Source organism: Janthinobacterium sp. GW823-FHT03B06 (assembly GCF_058796955.1).
Window position 1 is genome coordinate 54,364 of record NZ_JBXAJE010000011.1, and the last position, 16,688, is coordinate 71,051.

Here is a 16,688-nt window from a genome sequence, read left to right on the forward strand (position 1 = left end):
CCCCGCAACCGGCCTGAGCAATGCGATGCAGCGGCCCGGTGGCGCGGTTTTGCCGGCGGCCCCGCCGCCGGTGCTTTTATTCGTCTGGAGTTTCGCCGTGAAGAAAGCTTTCCCGTGGCACGTGGCCGTGTTCCTGGCGCCGGCGCTGCTCATCTACTCGCTGTTCAGCGCCCTGCCCCTGGCCGATACCCTGCGCCTGGGCCTGTACACGACCGATGAGGGCGGCCGCCATCATTTTGCCGGTCTGGCCAATTACGCCACCATCCTGTTCGACCCGCAATGGTCGCAAAGTTTCTGGAATGCAATGTGGAACAACTGCAAGTTTTTCCTCATCCACATGCTGCTGCAAAATCCCATCGGCCTGCTGCTGGCCACCCTCTTCAGCCTCAAGGGATTGAAGGGCGAGCGCAGCTACCGCACCCTGATCTTCCTGCCCACCTTATTGTCCGTGGTGATCATCGGCTTCATCTGGCAGCTGATCCTGTCGCCGCTGTGGGGCGTGGGCCAGTCGCTGATGGATGGCGTGGGCATCGGCAGCTATTTCGCGCCATGGCTGGGCCAGGAATCGACGGCCCTGCTGACCATCGCGCTCATTTCTGTTTGGCAATACATCGGCATTCCCATGATGCTGATCTATGCGGCCCTGCTGGCCGTGCCCGAGGAAATCATCGAGGCGGCCCACGCGGAAGGCGCCAGCGCCATGCGCATCTTCTGGCAAATCAAGCTGCCGCTGATCTGGCCCACCCTGGGACTGGTGACCATCCTGACGTTTGTCGCCAACTTCAATGCCTTCGACCTCGTGTACTCCGTGAAAGGTGCGCTGGCGGGGCCGAACTACGCCACCGACATCCTCGGCACCTTCTTCTACCGCACCTTCTTCGGTTACCAGGCCCAGCTGGGCAGCCCCACCATGGGCGCTGCCGTGGCCACCATGATGTTCCTCGTCATCCTCGCGGGCGTCGGCGTGTATTTCTTTTTCGTGCAGCGCAAGCTGACACGCTACGAACTGTAAGGGCCGCCATGCGCAACGTTTCCACCCGCCCCCTGGGCCGCGCCGCCGTGCACGTGATCCTGGCCGGCTACACCCTGATCGCGCTGTTCCCCATCGTCTTGATCCTGATCAACTCAGTCAAGACGCGGGCCGCCATCTTCGACAATCCGCTGGCCCTGCCCACGCCCGCCACCTTTTCCCTCGTGGGCTTTCACAAGGTGCTGGCCAATTCGGACTTCCTGCTGTATTTCGGCAACAGCCTGTTCGTCACCCTGCTGTCGCTGCTGCTGATCGTGCTGTTCGGCGCCATGGCGGCCTGGGCACTGTCCGAATACACGTTCACGGGCAACCGCCTGCTGACCCTGTACCTGGCGCTGGGCATCATGATCCCCATTCGCCTGGGCACGGTGTCCATCCTGGAACTGGTGGTGCGGCTCGACCTGATCAACACCCTGACGGCGCTGGTGCTCGTGTACACGGCGCAGGGCTTGCCGCTGGCCGTGATGATCCTGTCCGAATTCGTGCGCCAGGTGCCGCGCGAACTGAAGGATGCGGCGCGCTGCGACGGCGTGGGCGAATTCGCCATCTTCTTCCAGGTGATCCTGCCCCTGATCCGCCCCGCCATCGCCACGGTGGCCGTGTTCACCATGATTCCCGCCTGGAACGACCTGTGGTTCCCGCTGATCCTGGCGCCGTCGGACCGCACCAAGACCGTCACCCTGGGCGTACAGCAATTCATCGGGCAATACGTAACGGACTGGAACTCCGTGCTGGCGGCGCTGTCGCTGGCCGTCATTCCCGTGCTCGTCATGTACGTCATTTTCTCTCGTCAACTGATCCGCGGCCTGACATCCGGCGCGGTCAAATAATAGGTGCACCATGGCCCATGTAAGCCTGCAACAACTGAGCAAATCCTACGACGGCCGCACGAACGTGCTGGCCGGCATCGACCTCGACATCCGCGACGGTGAATTCGTCGTGCTGGTGGGCCCTTCAGGCTGCGGCAAATCGACCTTGCTGCGCATGCTGTGCGGTCTGGAAAGCATTTCGCACGGCACGCTATCCATCGGTGGCAAGGTCGTCAACGACTTGCCGCCCGCCGAGCGGGGCATCGCCATGGTCTTCCAGAGCTATGCGCTGTATCCGCACATGAGCGTATTCCGCAACATGGCGTTCGGCCTGAAGATCGCCGGCGCCGGCAAGGATGACATCGCCCTGCGCGTGCGCCACGCGGCCGCCATCCTGAAGATCGACCATCTGCTCGAGCGCCTGCCGCGCGAACTGTCGGGCGGCCAGCGCCAGAGGGTGGCCATCGGCCGCGCCATCGTGCGCGAGCCGCAGCTGTTCCTGTTCGACGAGCCGCTGTCGAACCTCGACGCGGCCCTGCGCGTGCAGACGCGGCTGGAAATCGCCAAGCTGCACCGCCAGCTGAACGCCACCATCGTCTACGTCACGCACGATCAGGTCGAGGCGATGACCCTGGGCGACAAGATCGTCGTCATGCATGGCGGCCATATCCAGCAGGCGGGCACGCCGCTGGAGCTGTACCAGCAGCCGGCGAACCGCTTCGTGGCCGGCTTCATCGGCGCGCCCATGATGAATTTCTTCGAGGGCACAGTCATTGCGGCCGAGGAAGATGGCGTGCGCGTGGCCCTGGCCAGCGGCCAGGAAATCACGGCCCTCGTCGATCCGGCCGGCCTGCAGGCGGGCGACGCCGTCACGGCGGGCCTGCGGGCCGAACATATCCTGGAAAACGGCGGCGGCAGCGCCCGCTTCCAGGGCGTCGTCAGCCTGGTGGAACACCTGGGCGAAGCCAATTTCATCTACCTGAGCCTGGACAACGGCCAGGAACTGGTGATACGCGGCGACGGCAACAACCGCGTGCCGCTGGGCCAGCCGTTCACCGTCTCGGCCGCCAGCAGCGCCTTCCACCTGTTCGATGCGCAGGGCGTGGCGCGCACGCGGCGCCAGCCCGGCAACCTGATTTCCTCGAAACAGAATCTGGCCGCCTGAGCCTTCCCGCCCAGGCAGCCCCCCGATTGGATCGGCAGCGATCCCGTACGACGTGCCCAAGCACGCATTTTAATAACGACAAGGAGATTGTATGCAACACCCGATCAAGACCTCGCTGGCCCTCGCCTGCACCATGCTGCTGGCCTGCGGCGCCGCCCACGCCAGCGATGCCGAAGGCGAATACCACGGCTACTTCCGCGCCGGCCTCGGCTCGAGCACGGACAGCCGCGGCCCGCAAAGCTGCTACGGCCTGGGCGGCAACACCATGCGCTACCGGCTCGGCAACGAATGCGACACGTATGGCGAATTCGAATACCAGAAGGAAATGGCCAAGTCGCCCAACGGCGTCAGCTTCGTCGGCCATATCATGGTGGCAGCCTACACGCCCAGCTCCGCCGTCAGCGATGCGGACCTGAGCATGTCGAAGATGTACGTGGAAGCGAAAAACATACCCACGCTCAACGGCGGCACGGCCTGGATCGGCAAGCGCTACTACATGCGTCCCGACATTCACATGCTGGACTTGCAATATATCAATATGAACGGCACGGGCGGCGGCATCGACCAGTACAAGCTGGGACCGGGCCGCATCAGCTATGGCTTCTTCAAGGATAACGACAAGCCCGGCAACTCGGCCATCCGGCAAAACCTCGTCTACCAGGGCATCCCCGTCAACCAGGATGGCACGCTGGAAGTGCTGACCACCCTCATCACGCCCGACAAGAAGGACAGCACCTCGCACAGCGGCTGGCAGGCCACCGTGCTGCACAAGCAGGATAAAGTATGGGGCGGCGCCAACACCTTCGGCATCCAGTACGGCGTGGGGCCAGGCACGGGCGCCGGCGGCCAGTGCTGCGACCGCATGGGCACCACGGGCTCGATCCGCAACGGCAGCGACGTGACGCGCCTGCGCATCTTCAATTCGCTGTGGATACAGCCGACGCCCGAGTGGAGCGCGGAAATGGTGGCCATCGTGCAGCGCGACAAGTCCAACGTCTCGGGCGGCAGCTCAACCTGGACCACCGTGGGCGTGCGCCCCGTGTATGCCGTCAACGACAACTTCAAGCTGCAGTTCGAGCTGGGCACGGACCGCGTGACCTCGCCCACGGGCGGCGCCGCGCAGCGCCTGACCAAGCTGACCTTCGCGCCCACCCTGACGGCGGGCAAGGGTTATTGGGCGCGTCCCGAGTTGCGCGCCTTCGTCACCTACGGCAAATGGAACGACGCCGCCACGGCCGCCGTCAACAAGGCCAACGAGTCCGGTCCCGTATACGGCAACGCCACCAGCGGCACCTCGTTCGGCCTGCAAGTGGAGACGTGGTTTTAAGAAACTGGCTTGATCTGGCGCAGTGCATGCGCCTGTCGGACTGTGCGAAATCGCGTGCCGCGCTATGCTGCACGCCATACCGCTCACTTCGGAGGTCGCATGCACGCCGCATTCCCCCGGGCCGCCGCCGCGCTGGCCCTGTCTTTCGCCAGCATGGCATGGTCCCGCGATGCCGCCGTCGCGCCCGCCCTCAGCGCGCGCCAGCAGGCGCTGATGTCCACCGTGGCGGGCAGCGCCGCCCATCCGCGCATCCTGCAGGTGCGCCTCGATGAATTGCATCCGACCCAGCCGGCCATCGGCTACGACCAGGTGTACTACAAGCTGGGGCGCTATGCGGCCGAAGAAAAGCACATCGCCGACATCGCAAAGCCCAGGAAATTCGCCGACCTGTGCGAAGCCAATGGCCAAGGCGACGTCTTGCCCAACACGGCCAACGTGGCCGGCGCCACCCTGGCCGCGCCGCCGGCCGGCTACCGCTGCAAGGCGGCCGTGGGCAGCCGCCCGGACGACATGAAGACCGTCGTCATCGGCCCGCGCGGCCTCGTGTACCTGACCGATGGCCACCACACGTTTTCCGCCTTCCGGGAAGCCGATGGCGGACGCAATCAGCAATTGCAGGTCTGGGTCAAGGTCAGCGACAATTTCAGCGCGCTGGACGACGCGGCCTTCTGGACCCGCATGCGCGCGGAAAACAAGGTCTGGCTGAAGAACGGCCGCAACCAGGCCATCACGCCGCAGCAGCTGCCGCCCGCCATCGGTCTCGCATCGCTGGGCGATGACCCGTACCGCTCGCTCGTCTATTTTACGCGCGGGATTGGCTACGAGCCGCCAGAGCACGCCACGGAATTTCTCGAGTTTTACTGGGCCGACTGGCTGCGCCGCATGCCGGCGCTGGACCTGGCGCGTGTCGACCTGCGCGATCCGGTCGCGTATGCCAATGCGATCCTGCTGGCCGCGCAGGCAATGGCGGCGCTGCGGCCCGGCGACAGCGTCAGCGGCGGCAAGAGCGCGCGCGAACTGGGCGCCCTGCGGGAAGTCAACCGGGAAGCGTTCGATGAGCTGATCGGCGACAAGGGCAAGCTGCGCCACGCCATCGCCTATAAAAAATCGCTGGCGCAATAAGCGCGGCGGCGTAAACGACAACGGCCCGCCTGTCACCTGGACAAGCGGGCCGTTTTTCATGGCAGGTGGCGCTTACGCGATACGCTCGCCGTTGGCCGGGTCGAACAGGGCCGCTTTCGACAGGTTGAACGACAGCTGCATGGTCTGCCCCGGCAGCACCGCTTCGCGCGGGTGCGTGCGGCAAGTCACGGCGGCGCCGTTCAGGCGCGTCGTCAGCAAGGTATCGGGGCCGGTCGGCTCGACGAGGTCGATCAGGCAACCGAGTTCCTGGCCCACGTCGCCGTGCGCGCTGCTCATGTCCGTGATCTGCTCCGGACGCACGCCCAGGATCACGTCGCGGCCCGCATAGCTGCGCAGCTTGTCGGCGGCGAACGGCAAGGCCAGGCGCATGCTCTTGCCCGCATTCTCGATGGCGACAAACACGTCGTTGCCCTCGATGACAGGCTTGACGGTGATGAAGTTCATCGACGGCGAGCCGATGAAGCCGGCCACGAACAGATTCGCCGGGTTGTCGTAGATTTCCTGCGGCGTGCCCAGTTGCTGCACCACCCCATCCTTCATGACGGCGATCAGATCGCCCATCGTCATCGCCTCGATCTGGTCATGCGTGACGTAGACGATGGTAGCCTTCAGGCGCTGGTGCAGCAGCTTGATCTCGGCGCGCATTTCCACGCGCAGCTTGGCGTCCAGGTTCGACAGCGGTTCGTCGAACAGGAACAGCGAGGGCTTGCGCGAGATGGCGCGGCCCATGGCCACGCGCTGGCGCTGCCCGCCGGACAATTGCGCCGGGCGGCGGTCCAGCAAGTGCGTGATCTGCAGCGTTTCGGCCACGCGCGAGACGATTTCTTCCTGCTCCGCCTTCGGCACCTTTTTCACGTTCAAGCCAAACGCGATGTTTTCGCGCACCGTCATCGACGGGTACAGCGCATAGGACTGGAACACCATGGCGATGTCGCGGTCCTTCGGCGGCAAGTCGTTGACCACCTTGCCGTCGATGAGGATTTCGCCCGAGGTGACGCTTTCCAGGCCGGCCACCATGTTGAGCAGGGTCGACTTGCCGGAGCCGGAGCCGCCGACGAGGATCAGGAACTGGCCATCCTTGATCTCGATGTCGATGCCTTTCAGGACTTCGACGCCATTCGTGTACACCTTGCGGATGCTGCGTATCGATAAACTGGACATATTCTTTCCTTAACCTTTGACTGCGCCTGCGGTCAGACCGCGCACAAAATAACGGCCTGCGACCAGATAGACCAGCAGGGTCGGCAGCGCGGCAATCACCGCGGCGGCCATGTTGACGTTGTATTCCTTCACGCCCGTGGACGTGTTGACCAGGTTGTTCAAGCCCACCGTGATCGGCTGCGAATCGCCGCTGGCGAAGACGATGCCGAACAGGAAGTCGTTCCAGATCTGCGTGAATTGCCAGATGATGCAGACGACGAAAATCGGACCCGAAATCGGCAGCACGATCTTGCGGAAGATCAGGAAGAAGCCGGCGCCGTCGATGCGCGCCGCCTTGATCAGTTCTTCCGGCACGCCGATATAGTAGTTGCGGAAGAACAGGGTCGTGAAGGCCGTGCCGTACACCACGTGGACGAAGACGAGACCCGTGGTGGTATTGGCCAGGCCGAATTCACCGAGCAGACGCGCCATCGGCAGGATCACGACCTGGAACGGGATGAAGCAGCCCACCAGCAAGGCGGCGAACAGGATTTCCGAACCGCGGAAGCGCCAGTGCGCGAACACATAGCCGTTGAAGGCGCCCAGGAAGGTCGAGATCAGCACGGCGGGAATCACCATCTTGATCGAGTTCCAGAAGAACGGCTGCATGCCGTCGCAGGTGACGCCCGTGCAGGCCGACGACCAGGCCTTGGACCAGGAATCGAACTGCCACACGTGCGGCAGTGCCAGCAGGTTGCCGCTGCGGATCTCGTCGAGCGACTTGAACGACGTCGACAGGGTCACGTACAGAGGCACGATGTAGTACACCGCGAACAAAATCAGCAGCAGGTATACCACCACCCGTCCGAGGGTGAGTCGATTATTGCGGGTAGGTGTCATCTCATCGCCTTTGCGCTGCGCGTTTCCAGGTACATCAGCGGCACGAGCACGGCCACGATGGTGGCCAGCATCATCATTGCCGATGCCGAGCCCAGGCCCAGCTGGCCGCGGGTGAAGGAAAACTGGTACATGAAGATGGCCGGCACGGACGACGAATTGCCAGGTCCGCCAGCCGTCAGTGCGATGACCAGGTCGAAGCTCTTGATGGCGATATGCGCCAGGATCAGCAGCACGCTGAAGAACACGGGACGCATGGCGGGAATCACGATGCGCCAGTAGATCGTCGGCAAGGACGCGCCGTCGACTTGCGCCGCCTTGATGATTTCATCGTCGATGCCGCGCAGGCCGGCCAGGAACAGGGCCATGACAAAGCCCGACGACTGCCATACGCCGGCGATCACCACCGTGTAGATGGCCATGTCGGAGTTCACCAGCCAGTCGAAGGTAAACGACGTCCAGCCCCAGTCGTGCATGACCTTTTCCAGGCCCAGGCTGGGATTGAGCATCCATTTCCAGGCCGTGCCGGTGACGATGAAGGACAGCGCCATCGGATACAGATAGATGGCGCGCAGCGCGCCTTCGGCGCGGATTTTCTGGTCCAGCAGGATGGCCAGGAACAGGCCGATGGCGATGCTGCAACCGATGAACAGGACACCGAAGATGCCGAGGTTCTTGAGCGAGGTCCACCAGCGCTCGTTGTCGAACAGCTCGTAATATTGCACCAGGCCGGCGAACTCGTAGTTCGGCATCAGCCGCGATTCGGTCAGCGACAGCCAACCGGTCAAAAAGATAAAACCATAGACGAATACCAAGCTGGCGATGAGCGTGGGGCCCAGCACCATCTGCGGTATCCATCGGTCGAATTGCTTGCGTATGGACATAGGACAGCCGTAGAAGTAGAACTGCGTGTGGCGCCGGCCTGGCCGAAGCCAGGGCGGACGCCTGCGATGCATGCGATGCAGCGGGCGCCGGCGAGAGTGCCGGCGCCGTCGTGATTACTTCACTTTTGCCGCTTTGGCCAGCGCTGCGACCGCGTCTTTCGAGCTCATGTTGGTGTTCATGAACTTGGCGATGACGTCGGTCACGGCGCCTTGCGTGGCCGATGGCAGCGCCATGCCGTGGGCGAACGATGGCACCAGGCCGCCGGTCTTGTTGGTGGCGTCCATGTCTTCCATCGATTTCAGGGCGCAAGCGTCAAACTTGTCCTTCGATACGCCGGAACGCACGGGGATGGAGCCCTTGTTCAAGTTGAAGATCGACTGGAACTTCGGATTCATGATGGCGTTGGCCAGGGCGATCTGCCCTTTCTTCGCATTCGCATCCTTTTGCGTGAACATGGCAAACGAATCGATGTTGAAGGTGTAGGCCTTGTCCGTGCCAGGCGCTGCCACGCACAGATAGTCCTTGCCCGGCACCTTGCCGGCGGCCGTGAACTCGCCCTTGGCCCAGTCGCCCATGAACTGGAAGCCGGCCTTGTTGTTGATGACCATGGCGGTCGCCAGGTTCCAGTCGCGGCCTGCCGCATCCTTGTCGATGTAGGTCTTCACCTTGCCCAGGGTGTCGAACACCTTGAGCATGGTCGGACCGGTCAATTCCTTCTGGTCCAGCTTGAGGATGGCTTTCTTGTAGAACTCCGTGCCGCCCACGCCCAGCGCGACCGATTCAAACACGGTGGCGTCCTGCCAAGGCTGGCCGCCGTGGGCGATCGCGATGCCGCCCGATTTCTTGATCTTCTCGGCCGCGTCGAAGAACGCATCCCAGGTGGTCGGGGTGGTGGCCACGCCGGCTTTTTTCAGCACTTCCGGATTGACCCACATCCAGTTGACACGGTGGACGTTGACGGGAGCGGCAACATAATGGCCCTTGTATTTCATGATGTCGGCAACGACTTTCGGCAGCACGGCATCCCATTTGCCTGGAATGGCGGCATCATCGATATTGGCCAGCACGCCTTCGGCGCCCCATTCCTGGATCGACGGGCCCTTGATCTGGGCAGCCGTCGGCGGGTTGCCGGAAATGACGCGGGTTTTCAGCGCGGTCGCGGCGTTTTCGCCAGCGCCGCCAGCCACGGCGAAATCTTTCCAGCCGAAGCCGCTTTCCTTCACGATTTGCTGCAACTGGCCCACGGACTTCGCTTCGCCGCCGGAGGTCCAGTAGTGCAACACTTCCACGTCGGTTGCAAAGGCGCTGCCGGCGCATGCCAGGGTGGTCAATGCGGCCAGTTGGGTAATCTTGAATTTCAGTTTCATCTCCACATTCCTTTTTTGATCAAGCTTTTAGGGGGCTTCGGCATACGGGGCCGAAAAAGGTGAAATCTGCGCCTGTACCGGCGCTCTTGTGCTCAGACCCGCTTGCAAACGGGCATCATCTTGGTGTAAAGACGGCGCCGCGATCCATGACATGACGACATTGCATTTATATCACGGGACGGCGCCAAAAACGCATCCGCGAAGGATGCGCCAGGTTGATCTGCATTACAAACGTCAACACTGAACAAAACCGTCGCGAGCGGCAGTGATTTGTGGCTAAGAAGCGCAGCCGGGCTAAAGCCCGGTGAGCATCGCAGGCCGCAAAGCGCGCCGCGCAGCAGGTTTGGTTCGGTGTTTAGAACCAGGTTTCCACCTGGAAACCGTAGGAAGTACCGCTGGTATTGTTGTTGTAGATCGGGCCGCCGTTGTTCGACGCATTGACCGAGGCGGTGGCCGCATCGTTCCATTTGCCGTAGGTCACGAAAGCGCGCAGTTCAGGACGCGACCACAGGCCGGGACCGGCCGAGATCGTCGGGGCGATGGTCAGCTTGGTCAGGCGCTTGGCCGGCAGGCCGCCCGCTTGCGTCACGCGGTCCGTGCCCAGTTCGCCCACCAGCTTGAAGTTGTTGGTGAACGCGTACACGGGACGCACGCCGACCGAGGTCCAGGTCGACGAACCGTTGGCGTTCGATTCGTCTTTTTGCCACAGGGCGACGAATTCCATGCCGAAGTTGGCCATCGGCTGGATTGCCATGTCATTGAAGATGCGCGTGCGTTTCACGTCCGAACCGAAATTGGTGTCGCCCGACGCGCCGAACTGCGCGCCCTTGCCGGTGCCAGGACCGACGCCGTACTGCACGCCGAAGGTATTGCCGCCGCCGAACACTTTCGCTTGACGGTGGAAGGCCGACAATTGCCAGCCATTGTGCTTCTGGCCGTAAGCGTCGTTGTCCTTGCCTTCGCCGATGATGTAGGTCGCGGCCAGGTCCAGGGTGCCGTTTTCATTGACGGGAATCTCGCCGTAGATGAAGTTCTGGCGCACGGCCGATTTGGTGCTGACGACGCCGGTCTTCGACACGGTGTTGATGTCGTTGTCCTTGAAGAAGGCGTACGAGAATTTACCGGGGCCCGCAGGAATGCGGTCCAGGCCGGCGCCCGTGCCGTTCATGTTGATGTACTGCAAGTCCAGCATGTGGATGTCAGGACGGTAGTAGAAGCGCTTGCCGATCCAGGCCGTGCCGCCGTTCAGGAAATCGAGTCCCTGTGCTTCGACATAGGCCTTGACGATGCCCAGTTTGTTGTCGCCGAAATCCGAGTTCGGCGCGTAAGCGTTGACCCAGATGGTGGCCAGGTAGTTCACGCCGCCGGACTGGGCGACGGACTTGGTGTAGCCGAATTCCGTGTAGGCGTCGCACTCATTGCCCAGACGATATTTCATGGTATTGCCGCCCAGACCGAAGCAGCCTTGCGAACCGCCGCCGCCCGAGGTATTGCTGCCGGCGCCGGCGCGCAGGTAGCCATGGAAGCCTTCGGAATCGGATGGGTACATGGGGTCGGCGGCAGCGGAACCGCTGGCGATGGCCAAAACGATGGCAGCTGGCAGTGTCTTCAACACGGCCTTCAACATGTTGCGATGCAGCATGGTAAGTCTCCTCAGTAGTTATTTTTTATCTAGTCATTCGTGGCCGAATGTACTGGCCAGAATTCTTTCCAGCAGGGACATAGTAACTATACTACGAACAAATATCAACATATTATGTTGTAATCCTACGACTACTCTGCGACACTTTATTTGCGTACCGACAGCCGAGTTGACTGCCCTGTTTTTTTCCGCTGGCGCCACCGCATCTGGCACCTTGGACAGGCATTTGCGCAGGCATCCCGCATTTTTCGGCACGCGGCACGTATACGAATTAAAATCCTTGGTTTTTGCCCATAACGACAGTGCGCGGCCACGACCACGCACGCAGACGAGACAAAGCACCGCCATGAAAATTGATGAAAAAATGGAAGTAGCAGGCAGCGATCCAGCGGAGCGTTTCAGTGAAGGCCCGCGCCTGCTGGCAGACATCGGCGGCACCAATGCCCGCTTCGTGCTGGAAACGCGCCAGGGCCACCTGGAAGCGGTCGCCGTGCTGCCCTGCGACGACTACGCGTCGCTGCTCGACGCCATCACCGCCTATATGGATAGCAGCGAGGCGCGCGCCGCCGGTTCGGCACGCGTGCGCCATGCAGCCATCGCCATCGCCAATCCCATCGACGACGACAATATCCGCATGATGAACCATCACTGGTTCTTCTCGATCGAGGCGATGCGCGCCGCGCTGGGCCTCGACACCTTGCTGGTGGTGAACGACTTCACGGCGCTGGCCATGGCCCTGCCCTACCTGCGGCCCGACCAGCGCCAGCAGATCGGCGGCGGCATGGCGCGCGCCGACAGCGTCATCGGTTTGCTTGGTTCGGGCACAGGCCTGGGCGTGTCGGGCATGATCCCCGCGGAAGACCGCTGGATCGCGCTGGGCAGCGAAGGCGGCCACGTCAGCTTCGCCCCCTGCGACCAGCGCGAGATGGACGTGCTGTCCTTCGCCTGGCGCGAACTGTCGCACGTCTCGGCCGAGCGCCTCGCCTCCGGGCGCGGGCTGGAACTGATCTACCGCGCCCTGTCCGACCGGGCTGGCCGGCATGACGTCCCGCCGCTGCTGGCGGCCGACATCACCAGCCGCGCCCTGAACAATGAATGCGACGTGTGCCTGGAAGCGGTCGACTGCTTCTGCGCCATCCTCGGCTCCATCGCCGGCAACGTGGCCATGACCCTGGGCGCCCTGGGCGGCATCTATATAGGCGGGGGCATCGTGCCGCGCCTGGGGCCTTTGTTCGAACGGTCGCAGTTCCGCGCCCGCTTCGAGCAAAAGGGCCGCCTGAACGAATACCTGGCGCAGATCCCCACGTTTCTGATCACGGCCGAACTGCCTACTTTTCTGGGCATCGCCGCCATCCTGGCGCAAAAGCTCAAGCGCGCCCATACCGGCGCGCCCGTGCTCGAATCCGTGCGCCAGGCGCGCGGGCGCATGAGTCCATCGGAATGCAAGGTGGCCGACTGGGTATTGAAAGAGCCGAACGCCATGCTGACCCTGCCGATCGCCGAAATCGCCCAGCGGGTCGGCGTGAGCCAGCCGACCGTGATGCGCTTTTGCCGCTCGATCGGTGTGCAGGGCCTGGCCGATTTCAAATTAAAACTCGCTTCCGGCCTGACGGGCGGCGCCATCACGGTGGCGCACTGCCACGTGGAGATTTCGGACTCCGACGCGGAACTGGCGCGCAAGGTGCTGGGCAATAATGCCTCGGCAGCGCTGGCCATGCGCGACATGCTCGACGTGAAGGCGCTGACGGCGGCCATCGAACTGCTGCGCGGCGCGCAGCGCGTGGAATTGCTGGCCGTGGGCAGCGCCCGCGTGGTGGCCGACGACATGCAGCACAAGCTGCTCAATCTGGGCATCGTCAGCAGCTTCTTTGCCGATCCGCAGGCGCAGGAAATGAGCGCCGCCATGCTCAAGCCGGGCGACGTGGCGCTGGTCATTTCCCGTTCGGGCGCCCTGCCCGACCTGCTGCGTACCGTCAAGGTGGCGCAGGGCTGCGGCGCCCGCGTGCTGGCGATCACGGCCAGCGGTTCGCCATTGGCCAAGCTGGCCGACGTGCTGCTGACCCTGAACCACCCGGAAGGCAACCTCAATTTCGTGCCCATGATCGTGCGCCTGCTGCAGCTGATGATGCTCGATATCCTGTCGGTGGGACTGGCGCGGCGCGACACGGCGCAGCGCACCAGCGCCGCCGAACTGGAAGAAGGCCAATTGCACGGCATGCGCATCAGCGGCAAGCTGAAATTCGGTGGCCACCTCGAATAAGGCGGCGCATGCCGCCCACGCCGCCGCCGACACGGCCAGCGGCGCCACCGTGCATGACGTGGCGCGCCTGGCCGGCGTCTCGGCCATGACGGTATCGCGCGTCATCAACGGGCGCGCCAGCGTCAGCGCGGCCACGCGCGACAAGGTCGAGGCGGCCATCGCCAGCCTGCGTTACCAGCCCAACCTGGCGGCCCGTGCCGCCCGCACGGGCACCCTGCGCATCGGCTTGCTATACAGCAACCCCAGCGCGGCCTTCCTCAGTGAATTTCTCGTCGGCGCCATGGACCAGTGCCGCCAGGGCGGCGGCCAGCTGCTGCTCGAACGCTGCGAAGACCTCGATAGCCAGCGCGCCGGCATCGATTGCCTGGTGGCGGCCGGCGTGGATGGCATCCTCGTGCCGCCGCCCCTGTGCGATTCACCGGAAGTGCTGGCGCAGCTCAATACCATGGGCATCCCCGCCATCGCCGTGGCCACGGCGCGCCCCTCGCCCGGCGTCTCGGCCGTGCGCATCGACGACTACGAAGGCGCGCTGGCCATGACGCGCCATCTGCTCGCGCTGGGCCACCGCGACATCGGCTTCATCGAAGGCGATCCGGCGCACACGCCCGCCCTGCTGCGCCGCCAGGCCTTCGAGGACGCCATGCGGGAAGCGGGCTTGCAGGTGCCGCCGCACAGGGTGGCGCAAGGCTATTTTACCTACCGTTCGGGGCTCGACGCGGCGCGCCGGCTGCTGGCGCACGAACCGCACCCCAGCGCCATCTTCGCCAGCAATGACGACATGGCCGCCGCCACCCTGGCCGTGGCGCACGGCATGGGCTTGCAGGTGCCGGCGCAATTGAGCGTGTGCGGCTTCGACGACACGCCCGTCGCCAGCACCGTCTGGCCCGAGCTGACCACCATCCACCAGCCCATCGCCGACATGGCGCGCGCCGCCGTCAAGCTCGTCATCGACGAGATACGCCAGCGCCGCGCCGGGGAAACGGCGCCCGCCACGCATCACTTGATGGAATTTACCCTGGTAGAGCGCGCATCGTCGGGCAGCTATGCGCCGCCGACGGCACAGGGCCAGCGCAGGCCTTGACGCTGCCGGAACAGGCGATGCCACCACCCGCCATTCCGGCGCACCCGGCCCTACAACGCCTCGGTCAAGGCGGGGCTGCCGATGGAAGTGACGGCATAACCGTTGCGGCCAGCGCTTTTTGCCTTGTAGAGCGCCGTATCGGCCGCCGTCAAGAATGCCCCCGCCGTCGTATCGCCGCGGGTGCAGAACGCCAAGCCGACACTGGTGGTGACATGCAGACCGATACCGCCGCAATCAAAGTGCACGGCCATCCCTTGCACGATTTTCTTGCCCAGTACCGCGAGCTCGGACTGCTCCGTCAGTTGTTCAAAAATAATGACAAACTCGTCGCCGGCAAGGCGCGCCACCGTGTCGGAGGCCCGGACGCAAGCTTTGAGCCGTTTGGCAAATTCAATCAATACCAGATCGCCGATACCATGCCCATATGTGTCATTTATTTTTTTGAAATAGTCGATATCCAGATACGCCAGCGCCAGGCCCGTGCCAGCGCGCCGCGCACGCGTCAATGCCGCGGCCAGCGCCTCGTCAAACATGCGCCTGTTGTGCAGGCCCGTCAGCATGTCAGTACGCGCCAGAGCGGCGAGGTTGTTTTCCGCCGCTTCCCTCTGCAGCGACAGCGCATAGAATGCACGGCTCAGCTTTCCAAACTCGTCTTTACGGGCGATATCAAACACCGCAATATCGGCATTGCCTGAGCGTATGCTCGCCACATGCCGGCCCAGATCGCCCAAGGGACGCAAGAGCAGCATCACCGCGATCCAGCCGGCACAACTGGCCAGGAAGGCCACGCCTGACGAAGCAATGATGACTTTGGCATACATATCGGTGACCGGCGTGAATGCCTCGCTTTCAGGATAGACGGCGCCGATGATCCAATCTGCCGCGCGCAAATGCTTGTACGTCATAATTGCCTGCACGCCCAGCTTGGTTTTACCTTGCGTCCAACCGTCGAATCCCCGCAATGCGGCCAAGGTGGAAGGGGTTGCGCCGCCCGTTTCATCATGCACCCGCTTCAGGACGCGCGCCGGGTCCGGATGGTGGAGTATCGTGCCGTCGTCGGTCAACATGAACAGATAACCGCTCTTGCCCGGCTTGAGCTGCTCCCACTGGCCAAAAAATGTCGGGCTTTGCAAATTCAGACCGCCAGCGATTACATACAGCAATTTTCCTGCTTTGTCATAGATCGGTTCGGTTACCAGCACAACGGGCTTGCCCGACAGCTGGCTCTTGAATGGACGCGATATCACGCCTTCCCTGAGCTTCACGGTATCGATAAAATATTCGCGCGCAGCGAAATTGAGCTTGCCAGCCACGCGCCGGTCATTCATGCTGGCAATCAGTTTCCCGGTAGCATCAAAGGCGACGAGATTAAAAAATTCCTCGCGCAGGGTTGGATGATTTTCTATAAATGCCTGCATCCGCTGCGGATGTTCATACACATCCGCAGGCAGCCCTTCCGCCAGCACCTTGAGCAGCGCTTTCTTGGCATTCAAGTCTTCGTCGATATATGCCGCGGCACTGGTCAGCAAGGCATATTGCTGATTGCCGATGACGGATACCATCTGCCCTTGCGCGACAGACAGCGATGTGAGCGCAACAGAACCCGTTGCGCACAGCACCAGTACGCCCACGAGCACAGTCATCTTGAATTTGAAGCTCCGGGGATTGAAAAACTTCCAGATCTTATGCATGCGGACTTCCTTCTCAGCGCCCGTGCTCTGTAAAGCACACGGACCCGGCCAAGTGGCGCCATGCATGGCAATGGGAAGCACGGCATATTGGTCAGCGCATGACTTCGAACCTATCCCCGGATGAATACACTTCCAGAACAGGCTCTTGACATGGCAAGAGAGCAAATCTTACGCCTATTCTCGCAAAAAGGGCGCCCTGGCGCCGCTGAATAGACACGCCATCCCCACATCATCGCCATATCGTACGCTCC

Annotated in this window: 13 protein-coding genes; 7 read left to right on the forward strand and 6 right to left on the reverse strand. The window is 62.9% G+C overall.

Annotated features, from left to right (window positions below; all coding sequences use genetic code 11):
• Positions 1–97: 97 nt before the first annotated feature.
• The 5 genes from AC1RBA_RS25935 (at position 98) to AC1RBA_RS25955 (ending at position 5,453) form a co-directional block, all read left to right on the forward strand.
• Positions 98–1,012 carry a carbohydrate ABC transporter permease gene (locus AC1RBA_RS25935; RefSeq protein WP_492420262.1) on the forward strand — a complete coding sequence of 305 codons (915 nt, stop codon included), beginning with the start codon at positions 98–100 and terminating at the stop codon, positions 1,010–1,012.
• Positions 1,013–1,020: 8 nt separating this feature from the next.
• The gene (locus AC1RBA_RS25940; protein ID WP_070218105.1) at positions 1,021–1,860 is read left to right on the forward strand and encodes a carbohydrate ABC transporter permease; all 840 of its coding nucleotides are present in this window, start codon (positions 1,021–1,023) and stop codon (positions 1,858–1,860) included.
• 10 nt (positions 1,861–1,870) lie between these two features.
• Positions 1,871–3,004 carry an ABC transporter ATP-binding protein gene (locus tag AC1RBA_RS25945; protein ID WP_492420264.1) on the forward strand — a complete coding sequence of 378 codons (1,134 nt, stop codon included), beginning with the start codon at positions 1,871–1,873 and terminating at the stop codon, positions 3,002–3,004.
• Positions 3,005–3,095: 91 nt separating this feature from the next.
• Positions 3,096–4,331, forward strand: a complete 1,236-nt coding sequence (locus AC1RBA_RS25950; RefSeq protein ID WP_070311802.1) for a maltoporin — start codon at positions 3,096–3,098, stop codon at positions 4,329–4,331.
• 99 nt (positions 4,332–4,430) lie between these two features.
• The gene (locus AC1RBA_RS25955) at positions 4,431–5,453 is read left to right on the forward strand and encodes a ParB/Srx family N-terminal domain-containing protein (RefSeq protein WP_230505513.1); all 1,023 of its coding nucleotides are present in this window, start codon (positions 4,431–4,433) and stop codon (positions 5,451–5,453) included.
• Between the two features lie 72 nt (positions 5,454–5,525).
• On the opposite strand, the gene AC1RBA_RS25960 is transcribed toward AC1RBA_RS25955, so the two are convergent.
• The 5 genes from AC1RBA_RS25960 to AC1RBA_RS25980 all read right to left on the reverse strand — a co-directional run bounded on the left by AC1RBA_RS25960 (position 5,526) and on the right by AC1RBA_RS25980 (position 11,405).
• Positions 5,526–6,635 carry an ABC transporter ATP-binding protein gene (locus AC1RBA_RS25960; protein ID WP_070218108.1) on the reverse strand — a complete coding sequence of 370 codons (1,110 nt, stop codon included), beginning with the start codon at positions 6,633–6,635 and terminating at the stop codon, positions 5,526–5,528.
• Positions 6,636–6,644: 9 nt separating this feature from the next.
• The gene (locus AC1RBA_RS25965) at positions 6,645–7,514 is read right to left on the reverse strand and encodes a carbohydrate ABC transporter permease (RefSeq protein WP_034777933.1); all 870 of its coding nucleotides are present in this window, start codon (positions 7,512–7,514) and stop codon (positions 6,645–6,647) included.
• Positions 7,511–8,395: a carbohydrate ABC transporter permease gene (locus AC1RBA_RS25970; protein WP_034777935.1), complete on the reverse strand. Its 885-nt coding sequence runs from the start codon at positions 8,393–8,395 to the stop codon at positions 7,511–7,513. Before AC1RBA_RS25970 ends, AC1RBA_RS25965 begins: the two co-directional genes overlap by 4 nt.
• Before the next feature lie 114 nt (positions 8,396–8,509).
• A complete protein-coding gene (locus AC1RBA_RS25975; RefSeq protein WP_492420268.1) occupies positions 8,510–9,763 on the reverse strand; it encodes an ABC transporter substrate-binding protein in 1,254 nt (417 codons plus the stop codon).
• Positions 9,764–10,118: 355 nt separating this feature from the next.
• Complete coding sequence (locus AC1RBA_RS25980) at positions 10,119–11,405, reverse strand: maltoporin (protein ID WP_083287142.1); 1,287 nt, start codon at positions 11,403–11,405, stop codon at positions 10,119–10,121.
• Between the two features lie 346 nt (positions 11,406–11,751).
• Between AC1RBA_RS25980 and AC1RBA_RS25985 the strand changes: the two genes are divergently transcribed.
• Both AC1RBA_RS25985 and AC1RBA_RS25990 read left to right on the forward strand, forming a co-directional pair.
• Positions 11,752–13,665 carry a glucokinase gene (locus AC1RBA_RS25985; protein ID WP_326457350.1) on the forward strand — a complete coding sequence of 638 codons (1,914 nt, stop codon included), beginning with the start codon at positions 11,752–11,754 and terminating at the stop codon, positions 13,663–13,665.
• Positions 13,649–14,746: a LacI family DNA-binding transcriptional regulator gene (locus AC1RBA_RS25990; RefSeq protein ID WP_083287141.1), complete on the forward strand. Its 1,098-nt coding sequence runs from the start codon at positions 13,649–13,651 to the stop codon at positions 14,744–14,746. Before AC1RBA_RS25985 ends, AC1RBA_RS25990 begins: the two co-directional genes overlap by 17 nt.
• 50 nt (positions 14,747–14,796) lie before the next feature.
• Here AC1RBA_RS25990 and AC1RBA_RS25995 read toward each other — a convergent pair whose 3' ends face one another.
• A complete protein-coding gene (locus AC1RBA_RS25995) occupies positions 14,797–16,437 on the reverse strand; it encodes a diguanylate cyclase domain-containing protein (RefSeq protein WP_070310689.1) in 1,641 nt (546 codons plus the stop codon).
• Positions 16,438–16,688 lie beyond the last annotated feature (251 nt).